The 16,791-nt window shown below is 47.0% G+C and carries 14 protein-coding genes; 6 read left to right on the plus strand and 8 right to left on the minus strand.

The window, feature by feature from the left end; translation table 11 throughout:
- Nucleotides 1–108 precede the first annotated feature (108 nt).
- A complete protein-coding gene (locus tag ACEW9I_RS00265) occupies nt 109–285 on the minus strand; it encodes a hypothetical protein (protein ID WP_373538376.1) in 177 nt (58 codons plus the stop codon).
- 53 nt (nt 286–338) lie between these two features.
- Nucleotides 339–1,727, minus strand: a complete 1,389-nt coding sequence (locus ACEW9I_RS00270) for a Rieske 2Fe-2S domain-containing protein (protein WP_373538377.1) — start codon at nt 1,725–1,727, stop codon at nt 339–341.
- A gap of 528 nt (nt 1,728–2,255) precedes the next feature.
- Here ACEW9I_RS00270 and ACEW9I_RS00275 point away from each other — a divergent pair.
- The 4 genes from ACEW9I_RS00275 (at nt 2,256) to mrdA (ending at nt 6,950) form a co-directional block, all read left to right on the plus strand.
- Nucleotides 2,256–3,488: a 4-hydroxy-3-methylbut-2-enyl diphosphate reductase gene (locus tag ACEW9I_RS00275; protein ID WP_373538378.1), complete on the plus strand. Its 1,233-nt coding sequence runs from the start codon at nt 2,256–2,258 to the stop codon at nt 3,486–3,488.
- A 205-nt stretch (nt 3,489–3,693) separates the two neighbouring features.
- Nucleotides 3,694–3,993, plus strand: coding sequence for a DUF6464 family protein (locus tag ACEW9I_RS00280; protein WP_373538379.1), 300 nt, complete (start codon nt 3,694–3,696; stop codon nt 3,991–3,993).
- A 102-nt stretch (nt 3,994–4,095) separates the two neighbouring features.
- Entirely contained in the window at nt 4,096–4,773 is a 678-nt protein-coding gene (locus ACEW9I_RS00285) for a DUF1345 domain-containing protein (RefSeq protein WP_373538380.1), read from the plus strand.
- A 302-nt stretch (nt 4,774–5,075) separates the two neighbouring features.
- Nucleotides 5,076–6,950, plus strand: a complete 1,875-nt coding sequence (mrdA, locus tag ACEW9I_RS00290; protein ID WP_373538381.1) for a penicillin-binding protein 2 — start codon at nt 5,076–5,078, stop codon at nt 6,948–6,950.
- A gap of 72 nt (nt 6,951–7,022) precedes the next feature.
- Here mrdA and ACEW9I_RS00295 read toward each other — a convergent pair whose 3' ends face one another.
- The 6 genes from ACEW9I_RS00295 to thrB all read right to left on the minus strand — a co-directional run bounded on the left by ACEW9I_RS00295 (nt 7,023) and on the right by thrB (nt 13,171).
- Nucleotides 7,023–7,889, minus strand: a complete 867-nt coding sequence (locus ACEW9I_RS00295; protein ID WP_373538382.1) for a hypothetical protein — start codon at nt 7,887–7,889, stop codon at nt 7,023–7,025.
- A 144-nt stretch (nt 7,890–8,033) separates the two neighbouring features.
- The gene (locus ACEW9I_RS00300; protein ID WP_373538383.1) at nt 8,034–9,209 is read right to left on the minus strand and encodes a TRC40/GET3/ArsA family transport-energizing ATPase; all 1,176 of its coding nucleotides are present in this window, start codon (nt 9,207–9,209) and stop codon (nt 8,034–8,036) included.
- Nucleotides 9,210–9,447: 238 nt separating this feature from the next.
- On the minus strand, nt 9,448–10,305 hold the full coding sequence (locus tag ACEW9I_RS00305; RefSeq protein WP_373538384.1) for a metal ABC transporter permease: 858 nt from the start codon (nt 10,303–10,305) through the stop codon (nt 9,448–9,450).
- Nucleotides 10,306–10,337: 32 nt separating this feature from the next.
- A complete protein-coding gene (locus ACEW9I_RS00310; protein ID WP_373538385.1) occupies nt 10,338–11,114 on the minus strand; it encodes a metal ABC transporter ATP-binding protein in 777 nt (258 codons plus the stop codon).
- A gap of 6 nt (nt 11,115–11,120) precedes the next feature.
- The gene (locus ACEW9I_RS00315; RefSeq protein ID WP_373538386.1) at nt 11,121–12,104 is read right to left on the minus strand and encodes a metal ABC transporter substrate-binding protein; all 984 of its coding nucleotides are present in this window, start codon (nt 12,102–12,104) and stop codon (nt 11,121–11,123) included.
- 173 nt (nt 12,105–12,277) lie between these two features.
- Entirely contained in the window at nt 12,278–13,171 is an 894-nt protein-coding gene (gene thrB, locus ACEW9I_RS00320; protein ID WP_373538402.1) for a homoserine kinase, read from the minus strand.
- A gap of 429 nt (nt 13,172–13,600) precedes the next feature.
- On the opposite strand from thrB, the gene hpf reads away from it, so the two are divergent.
- On the plus strand, nt 13,601–14,242 hold the full coding sequence (hpf, locus tag ACEW9I_RS00325) for a ribosome hibernation-promoting factor, HPF/YfiA family (protein ID WP_373538387.1): 642 nt from the start codon (nt 13,601–13,603) through the stop codon (nt 14,240–14,242).
- 167 nt (nt 14,243–14,409) lie between these two features.
- Nucleotides 14,410–16,665 (plus strand): transglycosylase domain-containing protein, encoded by a 2,256-nt coding sequence (locus ACEW9I_RS00330; protein ID WP_373538388.1) that lies wholly within the window; start codon nt 14,410–14,412, stop codon nt 16,663–16,665.
- The last annotated feature ends 126 nt before the right edge of the window (nt 16,666–16,791 follow it).

The raw sequence follows: 16,791 nt of genomic DNA on the forward strand, positions 1-16,791 counted from the left end.
TTTACGAATGTTTTCACCTACTACGACAATTATGGTCGATCGAGTAATTTCACTTGCAATCAAGTTAATCGATCCTCAACATCTCAGAAATTGGTTTGCTAATTGCTGTTACTGTACCTCATAACATCCGGAAGTGCTGTACTTACCTTTGGGAATGATATTCTGGTTGGACTTCAGCCATTCTTCTAATTCATGGATTTGTCCTGGTAACTCCCAATTACCATCACACAAGTATTCGATCGTATCTCTATTTTCACTCTCTTCATTGTAAATATTTACAGGCATATCCTTGTGGTGATAATCCTAACATTATATTGAAACTTTTGAGATTCTCACATCTACTTCCGATTGCGGGCGGGAATCCGATCGCCCCGCTCTAGCTTCCCTAGCAGTCGATCGCAGCCCCACCAACCGATCGCACCTCCAACCACTAGCTTGATCGAGATTAAACCGCTTGGGAGCGCATTTTCGCCGCTAATAAGCGCAAATACTGTCGTACTTACCCAAGCCAAGAGAGTGATAATGAGGATCGCCTGTTTGGCTGTTTTGAGGTTTTTATACGCATTGCTACAACTATGACAATGCTCGGTATGACTGTGATAGCGATCGAGTAATTTATCTGTCGCTAATGCTGGCTTGAAGGTTTGTCCTGGGAAAGGATCGGCATGACGATCGTTCAACCATTGTCGATATTCAAACACGAATCGATCGGCTTTGGTGGGTAGATAGAAAGCTTGACTAAAATTCGCACTCCCTCCACTTTGTTCGAGGTATCGTTCTTGATGATGTAGGAATATTTGGTCGTCTTCTAGGATCGCATTATTATTGATGTGTGAATACCACTGGGGCGTCGCACTAATGAATAATGCGGGAAGTTTGCTGGCAAACTTAAAGGGAAATCTCGCAAAAACACGACATTCACCCTTGCGAATCGGCGTGGCATATACTACCGTCATCGTCTCACCCAGTTGCTTAGATGTCAGTTCGTGCCACATCAAGCATGGAGCGATAAAAGTGGTATTTTGTCTCCCTAATGTACCTTTGCGTGGCCCATCGGCCCAAGTACCTGTAAATCCAGATTTGTCTGATGAAGTCACTTCCAACTCTACCGGACTAGCATTCGATCGCTTGCCGACGCTACCGTGATGAGTATAGGGCAAATGACTCGGATCGAGGACATTTTCTAGTAGAGTTGCTGCGTCATAAGGCAGATCGCGGAAGGTATTTAACACGATCCAGCCCTCTGTCGGCTTGCCATCTACCATCGGTACCGGAATCACTGGTATCGGCGTCTGCAATGCACTTGCTGGCGTCCCTGGATAAATAAACAATAATCCCTGCTCTACTGCCGTCGGTAGCGATTTGACACAAGCACGGCGCGAGGTTTCGGCTTGGGCATCTGGTAACTGCTGAGGGATGCGATCGCATGTACCATCACCTGTAAATGCCCAACCATGATAGGGACATTCCAATAAGCCATCTTCAGCTATTCTCCCTTCAGACAATCTCGCCATCCGATGGGGACAACGATCGTCAAATGCTTTCCAAGATTGAGTTTGAGCATCCCACCAAATGACCAAATCGCGGTCGAGTAAGGTAAATGGGGTAGGCGTGAGTTTATCGAGGTCTTCAATATATGCTACCGGATACCAAGACTCGATCGGGTCAAATCTGCTAGGATCGTCGCCACCTGCTGTCTGGCGATCTGCTAATACTGCTGTTGTCATCGTCGATCCCCAATCTAGAGCAAGTAGAACGTTTTACACTTCTTTACATTAAGGATAACAATCGATCGCAAGTTGAAGCAAGGCGATCCTGCTTGGTACTGCTGAAATTGCCTACGATTGTGTCTTGTCTTGACGCACACAACTGGGAGGGAACCTCCCAGTCGATGCGTCGCTGTCTCGCTAAACCCTCGGGGAACCCGTAGACGTTGGCGTTGGCGCAGCCTGCCGTAGGCGCAGCCTGCCGTAGGTATACGAAGCTCGGCGTGTCGTTGGCGTAAGCCTGCCGTAGGCACAGACGGAGCGCGAGACGCTGCTTGGTGGAACGCACGCTGAGGGAACCTCAGCGCGATTCCATCCGCAAATCGTGGCTAAGATTGCAAAGTCCGCCTACGCGGACTCACGTAAGATTGACTAGTCCGCGTAGGCGGACTTTGTAGCACCAGCGGCGGTTTTAACCGCTGACGATCTGGGATTGCCAATGCTTGGATATAATGCTACTGATGAGCCATTCGCCACTCCCACCGACACATGGATACCAAAGCTTTTAAAAGATCGCTTAACCAATCAGAAAACTATCATCGCAAAGGATTCGGGCATCAAGCCGATGTTGAGGTTGTTTTAAAATCGGAATATGAAAGCGATCTCATCAAAGAGATGCGCGAACGCAACTATACGCTCACACGCGGCGATGTGACGATTCGACTAGCTCAGTCCTTTGGGTTTTGTTGGGGAGTAGAGAGAGCTGTCGCCATCGCCTATGAAACGCGCCAACATTTCCCCACAGAGCGGATTTGGATCACTAATGAAATCATCCACAATCCCTCGGTTAACCAACGGCTGCGGGAGATGAATGTTAACTTTATTCAGGTCGAAAATGGCATCAAAAACTTCGATCCGATCGATCGCGGTGACGTAGTAATCCTACCTGCTTTTGGTGCCAGCGTCCAAGAAATGCAGTTACTTAATGACAAAGGTTGTACGATCGTCGATACTACTTGTCCCTGGGTATCCAAGGTCTGGAACACGATCGAGAAGCACAAGAAAAAAGACTATACTTCTATCATTCACGGTCAATACAAGCACGAAGAAACTGTGGCAACTAGTTCTTTTGCTGACAAGTATTTAGTGGTTCTAAATATAGCAGAAGCAAATTATGTTGCTGATTATATTTTAAATAATGGCGAGAATCCAACCGAAAAATTGCAACTTCGTGCTGAGTTTCTCGCAAAATTTAACAATGCTTATTCTGAGGGCTTCGATCCAAATCTCGACTTAGTAAAAGTCGGGATTGCCAATCAAACAACTATGCTCAAAACCGAAACCGAAGCGATCGGTAAACTATTCGAGCGGACGATGATGAAAAAATACAGCACCGCCGAATTAAACGACCATTTTCAAAGCTTCAATACCATCTGTGATGCCACCCAGGAGCGTCAGGATGCGATGTTCGAGCTAGTCGATGAACCCCTCGACCTGATGGTCGTCATCGGCGGCTACAACTCATCCAACACCACCCATCTCCAGGAAATCTCGATCGAACATCAGATTCCTTCGTATCATATCGATAGCGATATCCGTATTTTGGCTGGTAATCAAATCGAGCATAAACCCTTATCTAAACAGCTAGAAATTACCAAAAATTGGCTGCCAGCAGGTAAAATTGTCGTCGGCGTCACCTCGGGAGCTTCTACTCCCGATCGCGTAGTTGAAGCCGCGATCGAACGGATATTTGCGACTAAATACGCACAAAACGATCGTTAACACCACTGACCGCACTAACATCTCGATCGGGAAAGCGAATGGATCGATAAAAACTTAAAAATTCAGTCGGCTTTTAACTCAAAGACGATCTGCGCGAGTAAGTACAGACTAATTTTAGTTGGGCTTTGCTCGATCTTTGGGCAAAGTACTATCCTCTATGCAAATTAGCAGGTTATCATATTATTTATGAATTGAGGTGCAACTGGTGCTCCAAACACTAATCGCGATCGCGATCGTTACTCTATTATTAATGACCTGCTCGTGGTTGAGTTATCACCAGCGGTTACTTGCGCGCAGTCGGCGACTAACGATCTCTGAGTCCAGCTCCAATCGACGTTACAAGCGGGTAACTAGAGATCCTGAAGAGCAATACATTGAAGGTGTCGGTTATGTCATCGGCGACCTCAGTTGTACCTACAATGCTAGATCTCCCTACATGCGGTGCGCTGTCAATCCAGATGGTCTGTGCCAAGATTGTCGTCATTACCATCAAAAGGATGAGTGAGTGACCTCATCGGGGGTGGAGACAGCTTGGCTGATTTCAAATAAAATTGCATCAGGACTAGCCCAGTAGATCGCCATCAGCGATCGATCCGATTGTCACCACGTGAAATCCACCTCTAGGAACAGAATTCCTCACAAATTTAGAATCCAGCCCCGACTGCTGATATCTTTACTCTGTGGGGGCATAGTTGCCATCTTTTTACCCCATTCACTGCATTGGGCGACTCGAATTCTATGTACTTGGGATGTAGTCATGATTTCCTTCCTGGCTATCAGTTGGCGACTGATGCTGTGGGCTACCCCAGAATTAATGCAACGCTTGGCTTTGCAAGAAGATGAAGGACGTTATACGATCTTGAGTTTGATTCTAGTGACCGCTTGTATTAGTCTTGTGGCTGTGGTGCTACTCCCTCAGGACAAAGGGATGTCTTTCTCACAGTTAGCGATCCACTTAGGGATATCGATCGCGACAATTATTTGTTCGTGGCTACTAGTGCATACTATTTTTACGCAACATTATGCTCATCTATACTATCAGGGAGATAAGACGCTCGCTCAACGCAAATCGACAGGCTTAGACTTTCCAGGTGAATTAGAACCAGATTTCTGGGATTTTTTCTATTTTTCGTTTGTGATTGGGATGACAAGTCAAGTCTCTGATGTCAACATTACATCACGCCAGATGCGACGGTGGTGTCTGATGCACGGGGTATTATCATTTTTTTTTAATACCATCATCTTGGCGATCTCGATTAATATCGTAGCTGGAGTAATTAGCTGACCTGCTTTGACACTCCCGACAGCTAAATTTGTCTCGAAATGGGCACTATAAGATTGATGGCTCGGAGCGAAATAATCCCCATCGGCGCAAGCAGATCGAAAAATCTGTATCATCCCGATCGAAGTAGATCGGCTGCTTGATGGTATAAGCAAGATAGGAAAACATCTTTGAACATCTTGGCTGCGTGCGGTATCCCCCACTCAACCAAACGATCGAGATCGGCTAATATGCCAATTATTACACCACCCATCATTTATCCCGGTCGATAACTTGCTCGATCGCTCAAATCACGCTTAAATTTTATGCAGAATCGTTTCTCCGACAGCTTTTCGGGCGATATATCCGGTATCGATAAGAGTATTTCGGGCTTTTATAATAAAACTCGAACTGTCGGACAGGGCAATCAAGCATCGATCCTAATGACAATTATCGGGGTCGGGTTGCTCGGCTTTATCGGTTCGCGGTTATTTTATTTACAACTAAGTCAGGGCACCAAAAATCGTCAAGTTGCCGAAACCAACCGCGTTCGCACCGTTGCGAAGCCACCCGTTCGCGGCAATATTTACGATCGCAAGGGCAGACTCTTGGCAGGAAACAAGCTATCCCACTCGATCTTTATTTGGCCCCTGGCGACCAAACGTGAAAATTGGCTCAAAACTCGTCGCCAAGTTGCCGAAATCTTGAATTTAGACGAGGCAGTAATTCAGGCTAAAGTTGTGGGGATGACGATGAATTCTACCAATCGAGTCCGCATCGTCCGCGACCTCACCGAAGCACAGATTACCAGGCTCAAGGAGTATGGAGCGGAAAAAGAAGGGATCGATGTCGATATCGAGTCAGTGCGCTACTACCCAGGCGGTCAACTTGCTGCGCACGTTCTCGGCTATACAGGAGAAATGAACGAGCGCGAATTGGCATCGCGTCGCGCTCAAGGCTACCGACTCGGAGATGTCACTGGCAAAATGGGATTAGAATCGACCCTAGAATCTCAGTTGCGCGGCGAGTGGGGCGGTACTCAAATAGAAGTAGATGGAGCGGGAAGATTACAGCAATTTTTGGGTCAAAAAGTCTCCAAATCGGGGCAAGATGTTACGATTACGATCGATCTCGAACTCCAAAAAGTTGCCGAAGATGCCCTCGGCAAACACAAAGCCGCCATCGTCGCGATGGACCCCCGCACAGGTGAAATTTTGGCGATGGCAAGTCGTCCCGCCTTCGACCCCAATACCCTCTCAGGGCGGATTTCCCCAGCGATTTGGAAGCAGCTCCAAGGGCAAGATCACCCCTTTGTCAATCGCGCCATTCAGCCGTTTCCGCCTGCAAGTACTTTCAAAATCGTCACGACTACCGCCGGACTTGAGTCAGGGAAATTCAAGCCCGATACTATTCTGCAAACTTACGCCTCAATTCGGGTCGGTGGCTTTACCTTTGCCGACTGGAATCATGCTGGATTTGGGCCACAGGGCTTTCCAGGGGCACTGAAATGGAGTAGCGATACATTCTTCTATCAAGTCGGACAACGCGTTGGTGGGCCAACCTTGATCGATTGGACGCGCAAGTATGGCTTTGGCAAAAGAACGGGCATCGAATTACCGGAAGAGGCAAAAGGGTTGGTGGCTGACGATACCTGGAAGCAAAAAAACTATAAAATGCAATGGTCGATCGGCGATACGATCAATATGTCGATCGGTCAGGGCTTTCTCCAAGCTACACCGCTCCAAGTCGCAGGGATGTTCGCAGTTCCCGCCAATGGTGGCTATCACGTCCAGCCCCATCTGGTCAAAGATGCCAGCAAACGCAAATGGCGTGAATCGCTGAACCTCAAACCGAGTACGCTGGCAGTAATCCGTAAAGGTTTGCGCGAAGTAGTCGATGGCGGTACTGGTGGGGTGATGAATTCCGAGACAATTCCTAAGTCTGCTGGCAAAAGTGGCACCGCTGAGGCACCACCTGGCGAAAACCACGTCTGGTTTGGCTCCTACGCCCCCCTGGACAAACCGGAGATTGTCGTGGTCGCCTTTGGCGAACATACAGGCGGCGGTGGTGGTAAAACTGCCGCTCCAATGGTACTAAAGGTGATGGAAGCTTATTTTAATAACGGTAAGCCTCTGCCTGTCAAATTAGACAAAGATGGTCAAAAACCAGCACCGCCAGCAAGATCCCGTCGCCGCAGCTAAAAAAAGATCTAACAGGACAAATCCCCGACTTCTCGGAGAAGTCGGGGATTTAGGGTAGTAGTCGCGAGTGCCCTAAAAACCGTAAGACAGTCCTACCGATAACACTGGATAAACATTAAACCCGCGCAGATCGTTTTCGGTTTGACGCACTTGATTGTCCAGTTGGTTGCGCGTAGTTGGGTTGTTATTGAAAGCTGGATTACTGGCATTGAGCGTCACTTGGGGCGCACCTGCAAACATCACACCCAGATCGGCATTGAAGCCCAAACCTTCATTGGTAGATTTACCAATCCCGATGCCTAGATAAGGCGCGATCGAGTTAGGATACCGATACTCACCGCTCAGTGTGCCCACATTGCTCGCTTGATACTGAGTACCATCGATCGTGTAAGTACCGTTACTATTAGGGTTACTATTTACCGATAATTTATTGTTTTGAGCGATCAGACCGCCAGTAAGGCGAAAACCACTACTCCGAAATGGGTAATAATCACCAAATAACTGAATGCTGCTAAATTTTAACTGTGAATCATAATTAATTCCACTATCATTGCGATTGAGACTGACATTACCAAAGTTTAGTCCCAAGCGACCATCAATTTGTGGTGTCAAGGATTTGGCAACATCCACCCCAAAACCGAGCGTACCTACCCGCGCTGTCAGACCTACGCCCACTGGCTCTCGCCGTTCGGCTGTCGCTTCACGACCGATGATGTGGCGAGAGCCAATGGATTTACCAGCAACGGCTTGGGGGATAATTGGCTGGAGACCGATATCCAATTTTGACCTCGATTGAGCTGTGCGTCTTTGTTGCAGCCGTTCGGTAGGCGCATCGACCGCCAATCGTTCTGCGGCGATGGCTGGAGCCAATGCCATTGCATTCAAGCCCAAAATTCCGATCGAAATAACTGTCAGACGATAGCAGGTGAGATGAGACATCGGATTACCTCCATTGATTCTATACTCAAGTGAATTGGATAGCATCTCAATCATCATACTACCGCTATTAATATACTACCCAATTATGCGATCGAGATCGAGATTTTGCCTCAAAGTTGGTCAGTTATCGTCAACCAAAACCTGTCACGCAAACTTAATCTTGAGATAATCCTCGTCCATTTTCGCGCCAGTAGGTTGGAGTGCCGCCAAAGCTTGAGGTAGTACCATATTGCGACGGTGGTTACCAATTCTGATATTTAGCTCATCCCCCGTTTTGTTCAGTTGAATTTGGTCTTTGGCAATTCCTGGCAAGTACAGCTCTAAACTGTAGAGGCTGTTACCCTCTTGGACGACTCGAAGCGTATTTTCTTGATAGTAAACCTTGCTGGGATCTTCATCCCCGTAGAGAGTTTCCTTGAGGCGATCTAGTGCTTCGAGTCCACACAGCTCTTCTGCATACAAAGGTACTTCCTTCACAGGCAAAGGATGAAAATTCTCGTGAATTTGTTGGCGATATGTTTCTTGATTTTCCTTCCAAGTTTTGAAGAATGGATCGGTAACCGTTGCTGGAATAATTCGGTTGGCAATGATTAGATCTGTAGAGACGTTGTACAGACTCAAATAAGCATGAGCGCGCAGGGATTCCTTGATCACCATCTTCTCTGGATTGGTTACCAACCGTACTGAAGAGACGGTATTGTCCATCAAGATTTTTTGTAAAGCTTCGATTTGCTCGTAAAATTCGTAAGGCGCATCCATTACTTCCTTATTTGGCAACGAGAACCCCGCGATCGGTTTAAAGAACGGCTCTACTAATGGTCTGAGTGCCACTGAAACCGCCTGTAATGGCTTATAAAACTTCCGCATATACCATCCCCCCACTTCAGGCAAACTCAACAGTCTTAGGGCAGTCCCCGTGGGTGCAGAGTCAATAATCAGTACGTCATAGATCCCCTCATCATAGTGCCGCTTCATCCGTACCAGCCCAAAAATTTCATCCATCCCTGGCAAGATCGCCAACTCCTCGGCTTGTACCCCTTCCATCCCACGCGCTTGCAAGACTTGGGTGATGTAGCGTTTCACTGCACCCCAGTTACCTTCTAGTTCTTTGAGCGCATCCAGTTCCGCACCCCAGAGATTGGGACGAACTTCACGCGGATCGTGTCCCATCTCCATGTCAAAACTGTCGGCGAGGGAGTGAGCGGGATCGGTACTCAGCACGAGGGTACGATAACCCAGCTCGGCACATCGTAATCCAGTTGCCGCCGCGACAGAGGTTTTGCCTACGCCACCTTTGCCAGTCATCAAAATTAAACGCATCTTCTCTATATTTTGTCTGAATAATCTTTGGCGTAGCCTCTGTCTGAGCGCATCGCTACTTTCGATCTTAGCGGTTTTTGCTCCTCTGAGCTATGTTCGGGGATCGCGCGGGGATTAGAGCGAAAACTTCAACGCGGAGGATGGGTTTGCTTGGTACAATACATGTTCCTCCACTCTCCGCATGATTGCATCCGCTAAATCCCCATCCTAAAAACTCGATTATCAATTATCAATTAATTTAACTATCGATCGATTTCTCATCTCGTGCCTTGGCAATTAAGCCATGTTTGGGAGCAAAAATCATCGCGGTAATAAATAATAAGGTTTGCACAACCACGATGCAGCCTCCGGTCGAACCATCGATATGATAGCTAATATAGGTGCCCATCACACTAGAAAATACCCCACTTGCCATCGCAATCAGCGTCATCCGATCGAAGTTATCGCTCAATAAATATGCCGTGGCACCTGGAGTTACTAGCATCGCTACCACCAAAATAATGCCGACAGTTTGGAGTCCAGCCACGGCGGTGAGAGAGAGTAAAGATAGTAAAACGTAGTAGAGAAAAGTAATATTCAACCCGATCGATCGAGCGTGAGTCGAATCAAAGCAAAATAAAATTAAATCTTTGCGTAAAATTGCCAACGTCACTAATGTAATTACACTAATAATTACGGTTTGCATAATATCTGCATCAGAAATACCCAGCACGTTACCAAATAAAATATGGGTAAGATCGACCTCACTTTTGACTTTGGAAATCAATACTAAACCAAATGCAAAAAAGCCCGTAAACACTAGTCCAATAACTGTATCCTCTTTGACCCGAGTTTTTGCCTTAACATACCCGATCGCAATTACTGAGCCAACTCCAAAAGCAAATGCACCAACGGCTAGCGGAATATTGAGAATATAAGCAATGACGACTCCAGGCATCACCGCATGAGAGACAGCATCGCCCATCAACGCCCATCCTTTCAACGTCATATAGCAAGAAAGAGCCGCACAAACGACTCCTACCAATGCACTAACTAAAATCGCCTTTACCATGAACTCGTGCTGCAAAGGCGCAGTAAACCACTGAACTAAATCCATTATTATTCTCGATCTTAACTAAATTAAAAAACTCAATATATATCTTTATCTTCGTGAGCTAAAAGACTCTTTGCTAGTGATAAATCTCCGATCGAACCGCCAAAGGTACGAGATAAATTTTCTTCAGTAAATACTTCGGAAGTCTTACCGTACGCGAGGATGGTGCGATTAATCAATACTACGCGATCGCAAAATGTTTTAATCGAAGCTAAATCGTGGGTAGAAATCAAAATAGTGTAACCCTTCTGGCGAAGTTCCACCAGCAGATTTATCATCATCTTTTCAGTTTTGATATCGACGCCAGCAAATGGTTCATCTAATAGTAAAACTGTGCTCTGTTGAGCTAGTGCTCTGGCAAAAAAGGTACGTTTCTTTTGTCCCCCTGATAGTTCACCAATTTGGCGATCTTGCATTTGCCACATTTCGACTCGTTCGAGGCTTTCTCTCACTACGTGGCGATCGTGTGATGTTGGGATTCGCAGCAGATTCATATAGCCATAGCGTCCCATCATCACCACATCATGGACATTGACTGGAAAATTCCAATCCACTTCCTCTGATTGAGGTACATAAGTAACTATATTCTGTTTTTGAACCTGACGAATCGGTAATCTATTGATTAAAATTCGACCACTGGTAGGTTTGACAAATCCCATAATCGCCTTAAATAAAGTCGATTTCCCAGCACCATTCATCCCCACCAATCCGCAAATTGTACCCGATTGAAGTTGCAATGAGGCACTACTTAAAGCTACTTTGCCATGATAGGCAACTGTCACATTTTCAATATCGATACTAGTTTCAATCATGACTCATTACTTAGTTTGCAAGCCCTTAATTAAGGTGTTGACGTTATATTCCAGTAGTTTGAGATAGGTTGAAGCAGGCCCATCAGTAGGAGACAGCGAATCCACATAAAATAATCCGCCAAATTTTGCTCCTGTTTCTTTGGCTACCTGAAGCTGTGCTTTATTATTGACAGTACTTTCACAAAATACCGCTGGAATCTGATTTTCCTTGACAGTATCGATTACTTTTTCGACTTGTTTTGGTGTGGCTTGTTGTTCGGCATTGACAGCCCAGAGATAGACTTCCTTGAGTCCATAATCACGAGCGATATAGGAAAATGCACCCTCACAACTAACGATGTAGCGTTTGTCAGGTGGAATGGCTGAGATTGCTGTCTTGAGCTTGAGATCGATCGCTCGAATTTGTGCGCTGTATGCTTTGGCATTGGCATCATACGTGGCTGTATTCGCTGGATCGATCTGCACTAGTGCTTTCCGAATATTTTCGACATAGATGAGCGCGTTTTGTGGTGACATCCACGCATGAGGATTGGGTTTACCTCGATAGCTATCCTCAGAAATATTTACAGGTTGAAAGCCCTCACTCAAGGTAATACGCGGCACTTTAGGCAGACTGTTGTAGAATCGATCCGCCCAGCGTTCCAGGTTTAAGCCATTTTCCAAGATTAGATTAGCCGTTTGTCCCCGTTCTAGATCGCTGGGGGTGACTTGATAGCCATGTATTTCCGCCCCTGGCTTCGTAATTGATTCGACAATTACTTTGTCTCCAGCAACATTCCGCGCCATGTCTGCTAGCACTGTAAACGTCGCTAGCACGACTTTTTTATCCGATCGCGCAGCATTATTAGCGGTAGGATTGGGGGGCAATTGACTTTGTTGGTTAGCTCCAACGCAGCCACTGAGCGAAAACCCAAACAGCAGTGCGATCGCACCAGCTTGACAACGTTTCCAGGAACGAGAGCCTCGATCGCCACTCAACTTATACTTCACGATTACTTTTTCATAATTTTCTCATATTTTTAAATTTATCATACAATCCAGAGAAACGGAAAAGTCATTAGAGGTATTTTCGATCGCTACTTGATAGTCTCAGCCAGAGGCTTGCGCTCGGTTACGCCAAAAGCAGCATTTGCGATCTGAGCTACTTCGCTGTCAACTGTCAACTATCTAACTGTTGCCCCATCCAGATCTAGCTCTAGCGATCGAGCATCTACTTGGATATCATGTGTTGCCCAGGCTTGAATCATCGCCGTAGCAACGGCTTCAGCGCATTCTGCAGTACTCAAAGCTAGTAAGGTCGGTCCCGCCCCACTAATGACCATGCCGTAGCCCCCAGCGGCGATTACGGCTTGCTCGACATCAGTATAGCCAGGAATTAACTTTTGACGATAAGGTTGGTGGAGGCGATCGACTAATCCGGCTGACAACCAGTCAGGATTACCTGTTTCTAGCCCGCGCATGAGTAAGCCCAAATGGGCAGTATTGAAAATCGCATCGGCACGGCTGTAATCATTTGGGAGCACCCTTCGAGCTTCAGATGTCGAGAGTTCAAAATTGGGAATGGCGACTACAGGCACGATGCTATCATGCCAGGGAATATCCGCGATCGCCCACCCACTCGCAGATGTAGCCGCCAACTGACAACCACCAATTAACGCTGGTACGACATTATCGGGATGTCCTTCCATGGCGATCGCGAGTTCCATGATTTCTGCTGGTGAGAGTGGGTTTCCCGCTAGCGTATTAGCACCCAGCAAGCCACCGACGATCGCGGTTGCCGAACTCCCCAATCCTCTTGCCAGCGGGACGCCTAGCTTAATTTGGAGTTGAACCACTGGGGGGGTGCGATCGATCCTACTATACAGTTTGAGGAACGCCTGATACGCAAGATTGGTAGCATCAGTATTGACTCTAGCCGCTTCCAATCCTTGCACGGCGATAACTAACGTTGCGGTCTCGATCGGCGTGAAGGTAAACTCGTTGTACATGCTCAAGGCAGCACCGATACAGTCAAAGCCCGATCCTAAATTAGCAGTGGTGGCAGGTACGCGAATCATGGGTGGATGGTGGATGGTGGATGGTGGATGGTGGATGGATGGCTGTTTTGGGCTTAGGTTACCGTTCAACAAAATACCTCCCCTCTACCCTCTAAAATGTGAGTTAGCTAACAGTAATTGTAATTGAGAGCGGTTATTTTGCGAGATGTAAATGAATATCACAAAATGCAAAGTCTTTTAAATTGCCGCCCAAAATTGTGGTGCGAATAGCTAATAAGATGGTAAGGTATAGTTAGTCACAAATAGGTGAGGTCGCTATCATTATCCCTTGTGGATAATCATTGACAAAATCTGACCTTCAAGCTGTAGAGCAGTGTCGGCAGTATCGTCAGCAAAGTGGGTAAAATTCGCTACAGAGGAAACAGTTGTTTCCACAATTTTTCTGCTTGTCTCAGCCTTAAAATATAATCTAATTAGTGGGAGATGCTTATGAAGCTTGTGCTCCAGAGTAAGAACATCGAAATTACCGATGCCATCCGCGACTATGTAAATCAAAAAATCGAAAAGGCGGTGAGCCATTTTGAAAACATCACCACTGGGGTCGATGTAAATTTGTCAGTTGCCAAAAATCCTCGGATTGCCGCATCACAGGTAGCTGAGGTGACAATTTATGCCAATGGTGCTGTGATTCGAGCAGAAGAAGCCAGCGAACATCTGTATGCCAGTATCGACTTGGTTGCTGATAAAATTTCTCGCCAATTACGTAAGTATAAAGAGCGAAACTTTACCAAGAAAGATCGGACGGATGTAGTCAAAGAGCTAGGAGAAGATTTAGATTTAGAGCTATTAGACTATAATCTAACAGACAATCGATCGGCAACACTGCCAGCAGAGGTAGTACGGACTAAATACTTTGCCATGTCAGCATTGACGATCGAAGAAGCTGTCGCGCAATTGCAACTAGTCGATCACGATTTTTATATGTACCGCAGTGCCGAAACTGGGGAAGTAAATGTCGTTTATCGCCGCAATCATGGTGGTTTTGGGGTGATCCAACCTCGCCCTAATACCAATGATAGCAATGGTCATAGCAGTATGGCAAAAGTACCTACTCAAGTCAAAGCTGTTTAACAGTTGACAGTTGACAGCGATCCGCTAAACCGAACAGAACAGAAGGATCTAGTGCAGAGCCTTCTGTTTTTTGGATTTTTAGCCGATCGAGCGGCGTGGGCTAGAATAGACATACTCCTTGGGCAGATCGCCCCTAGTCGCTAAGTCCCCCACCCCCCAGCCCCTAAATGTCTGTTCAGCCACCAAAAAAGACACTCCTGGCTCAAATCACTCAAGTTATTAATCGGACGAAAGTCAACTTTACCCGATTGGCACTCAAGCCCAACGCCAGAGTCCCAAAACTGCTAGTTCAAGATGCTGATGCCCCTGAGCCAGATACCTTTCCCCTGCTAGGTGAAAAATATGTGTTGGGGCGGAGTTCCCAATCTTGCGATATTGTGGTTCGCAATGAAGTAGTCAGTCAAGTACATCTGTCATTGAGTAGAGACAGGATTAAAGGTACGACCTTTTTGCTCAAAGATGAAGGTTCGACAAATGGGATTTATCGGGGCAAGAAACGGGTCGATCGGATTACGCTCCGCAATGGTGATACATTTACGCTCGGGCCGCCCGAACTCAAAGCAGCAGTTAAAATAACCTATCTCGATCCGCCGCCTGTCTACATGCGCGTGCTGCGGTATGGCTTGTATGGCACAGGCAGCATTTTAACTTTGCTATTATTGGCAGTAGTAGCAGAATCTACCAAAATCGGTGTCAGTCCACTGCCCGATGCCAATGGACCAGTGATGGTTTACGCTGAAGACTTAGTAGAACCGCTGCGTCCACCCAAAGTCGGCGCACATAAGGATCTTGCAAATCTCTCAGATTTTTCGCCCCACTTACCCAAAGCCTTACTTGCTTCGGAAGATAGTCGTTTTTATTGGCATTTTGGCGTAGATCCGTGGGGCGTGGGACGGGCGATCGTCGTGGGACGCCAAAAAGGTAAACTAACCCAGGGTGCCAGTACGCTCACCCAGCAAATGGCGCGGAGTTTGTTTCGATCGTATGTCGGCAGCGAGGACAATCTCGCCCGCAAAGCACGAGAAGCAGTTGTCGCTCTAAAACTAGAAGCCACCTACAGTAAAGATAAAATTTTACTCACATATCTCAATCGGGTCTTCCTCGGCGACGATGCACACGGATTTGAGGATGCCTCACAACACTATCTAGGTAAATCCGCTCGGGATCTGACGCTCCCTGAAGCCGCGATGTTGGTGGGAATTTTACCAGGGCCAAATATCTTTAATCCCTGCGTCGAAGATAAACAGGGACGTAAGGGTGTAAAAGCGATCGAGCGACGAAATTTGGTACTCAACAGAATGCTCGAAACAGGCGTAATTAGCTCCGCCGAAGCCAGAGAAGCACGAAGATCGACACTTGATTATCGTCAAGAAGCGTGTCTGCCAAGTAGTAACACCAAGGCTCCCTATGTTTATGGCTATGTATTTCAGGAGCTTCAGGAAATCTTGGGAACTGAGACAGCTAAAGAAGGGAATTTTGCGATCGAGACTGGCTTGGATCTGCAAATGCAGGCGAAAGCGGAAGCCGCACTCCGACGAAATATCGCCAGTGCTGGTAGTAGTTACCGTTTTTCGCAAGGTGGGATCGTCAGCCTCGATAGTCGTACCGGAATTGTCAAAGCAATGGTTGGCGGTGTGGATTATCAAAAAAGTCAATTCAACCGCGCCGTAGATGCCCAACGCCAGCCCGGATCGACTTTTAAACTGTTTGGGTATGCTGCCGCGATCGAGGGTGGGATATCGCCGGGAAAGACCTATTCCTGCGATCCCCTCTCCTGGGGGGGTAGAAGGTTTCCTGGTTGCAATCATGGGGCTTCAGGATCGGCAAATATGTACACCGGATTTACGCTCTCAGAGAACGTGACGGCACTGCGCGTTGCCCGCGATATTGGACTGCCCAAGGTCATCGAAACCGCTCAAAAAATGGGCATTAAATCCAAACTCGATGAAGTACCAGCACTAATTCTCGGTCAAAGTGTCGTGAATGTATTAGAAATTACTGGAGCTTATGGAGCGGTTGCCGAGCGCGGCATTTGGCATCGACCGCGTGTCATCAAACGGGTGTACGATACGAGCAATTGCGATCTCAAGCAAGTCCGTACCTGTCGGCTGATGTATGACGCTGCCAAAGACTCTCAATCGAGTCGGCGCGTATTACCTGCTAGTACTGCGGATACGCTCACAACGATGATGCGGGGAGTAGTAACTAATGGTACTGGTAAAAATGCCGCGATCGGTTTGGGCGAAGTCGGCAAAACTGGCACGACAGATGATTATGTCGATCTCTGGTTTATTGGCTTTATTCCCGATCGTAATGTCGTTACGGGTGTCTGGTTGGGCAATGATGATAATTCACCCACCCGAGGCAGTAGCGCGCAAGCAGCACAATTGTGGGGGAACTATATGGGTTCGGTTTATCGGTAGTTAACTCAAGTTGCTACCTATACTCAAAGTGGTTGAAACCACTCCTCGAAATACACAGTCCGAGATGTCGGACTGGATTTCATAGTCCGCGAAGGCGGACTTTGTAACACTAGTCCCGATTTTAAT

The organism is Chamaesiphon sp. (assembly GCF_041738855.1).
GTDB lineage: Bacteria > Cyanobacteriota > Cyanobacteriia > Cyanobacteriales > Chamaesiphonaceae > Chamaesiphon.

What these genes read in the sequence shown, in the direction of transcription:
- ACEW9I_RS00265 (WP_373538376.1), bottom strand. Translation starts at nt 285, where the DNA reads ATGCCTGTAAATATTTACAATGAAGAGAGTGAAAATAGAGATACGATC.
- ACEW9I_RS00270 (WP_373538377.1), bottom strand. Translation starts at nt 1,727, where the DNA reads ATGACAACAGCAGTATTAGCAGATCGCCAGACAGCAGGTGGCGACGAT.
- ACEW9I_RS00275 (WP_373538378.1), top strand. Translation starts at nt 2,256, where the DNA reads ATGGATACCAAAGCTTTTAAAAGATCGCTTAACCAATCAGAAAACTAT.
- mrdA (WP_373538381.1), top strand. Translation starts at nt 5,076, where the DNA reads ATGCAGAATCGTTTCTCCGACAGCTTTTCGGGCGATATATCCGGTATC.
- ACEW9I_RS00295 (WP_373538382.1), bottom strand. Translation starts at nt 7,889, where the DNA reads ATGTCTCATCTCACCTGCTATCGTCTGACAGTTATTTCGATCGGAATT.
- ACEW9I_RS00300 (WP_373538383.1), bottom strand. Translation starts at nt 9,209, where the DNA reads ATGCGTTTAATTTTGATGACTGGCAAAGGTGGCGTAGGCAAAACCTCT.
- ACEW9I_RS00305 (WP_373538384.1), bottom strand. Translation starts at nt 10,305, where the DNA reads ATGGATTTAGTTCAGTGGTTTACTGCGCCTTTGCAGCACGAGTTCATG.
- ACEW9I_RS00310 (WP_373538385.1), bottom strand. Translation starts at nt 11,114, where the DNA reads ATGATTGAAACTAGTATCGATATTGAAAATGTGACAGTTGCCTATCAT.
- thrB (WP_373538402.1), bottom strand. Translation starts at nt 13,171, where the DNA reads ATGATTCGCGTACCTGCCACCACTGCTAATTTAGGATCGGGCTTTGAC.
- hpf (WP_373538387.1), top strand. Translation starts at nt 13,601, where the DNA reads ATGAAGCTTGTGCTCCAGAGTAAGAACATCGAAATTACCGATGCCATC.
- ACEW9I_RS00330 (WP_373538388.1), top strand. Translation starts at nt 14,410, where the DNA reads ATGTCTGTTCAGCCACCAAAAAAGACACTCCTGGCTCAAATCACTCAA.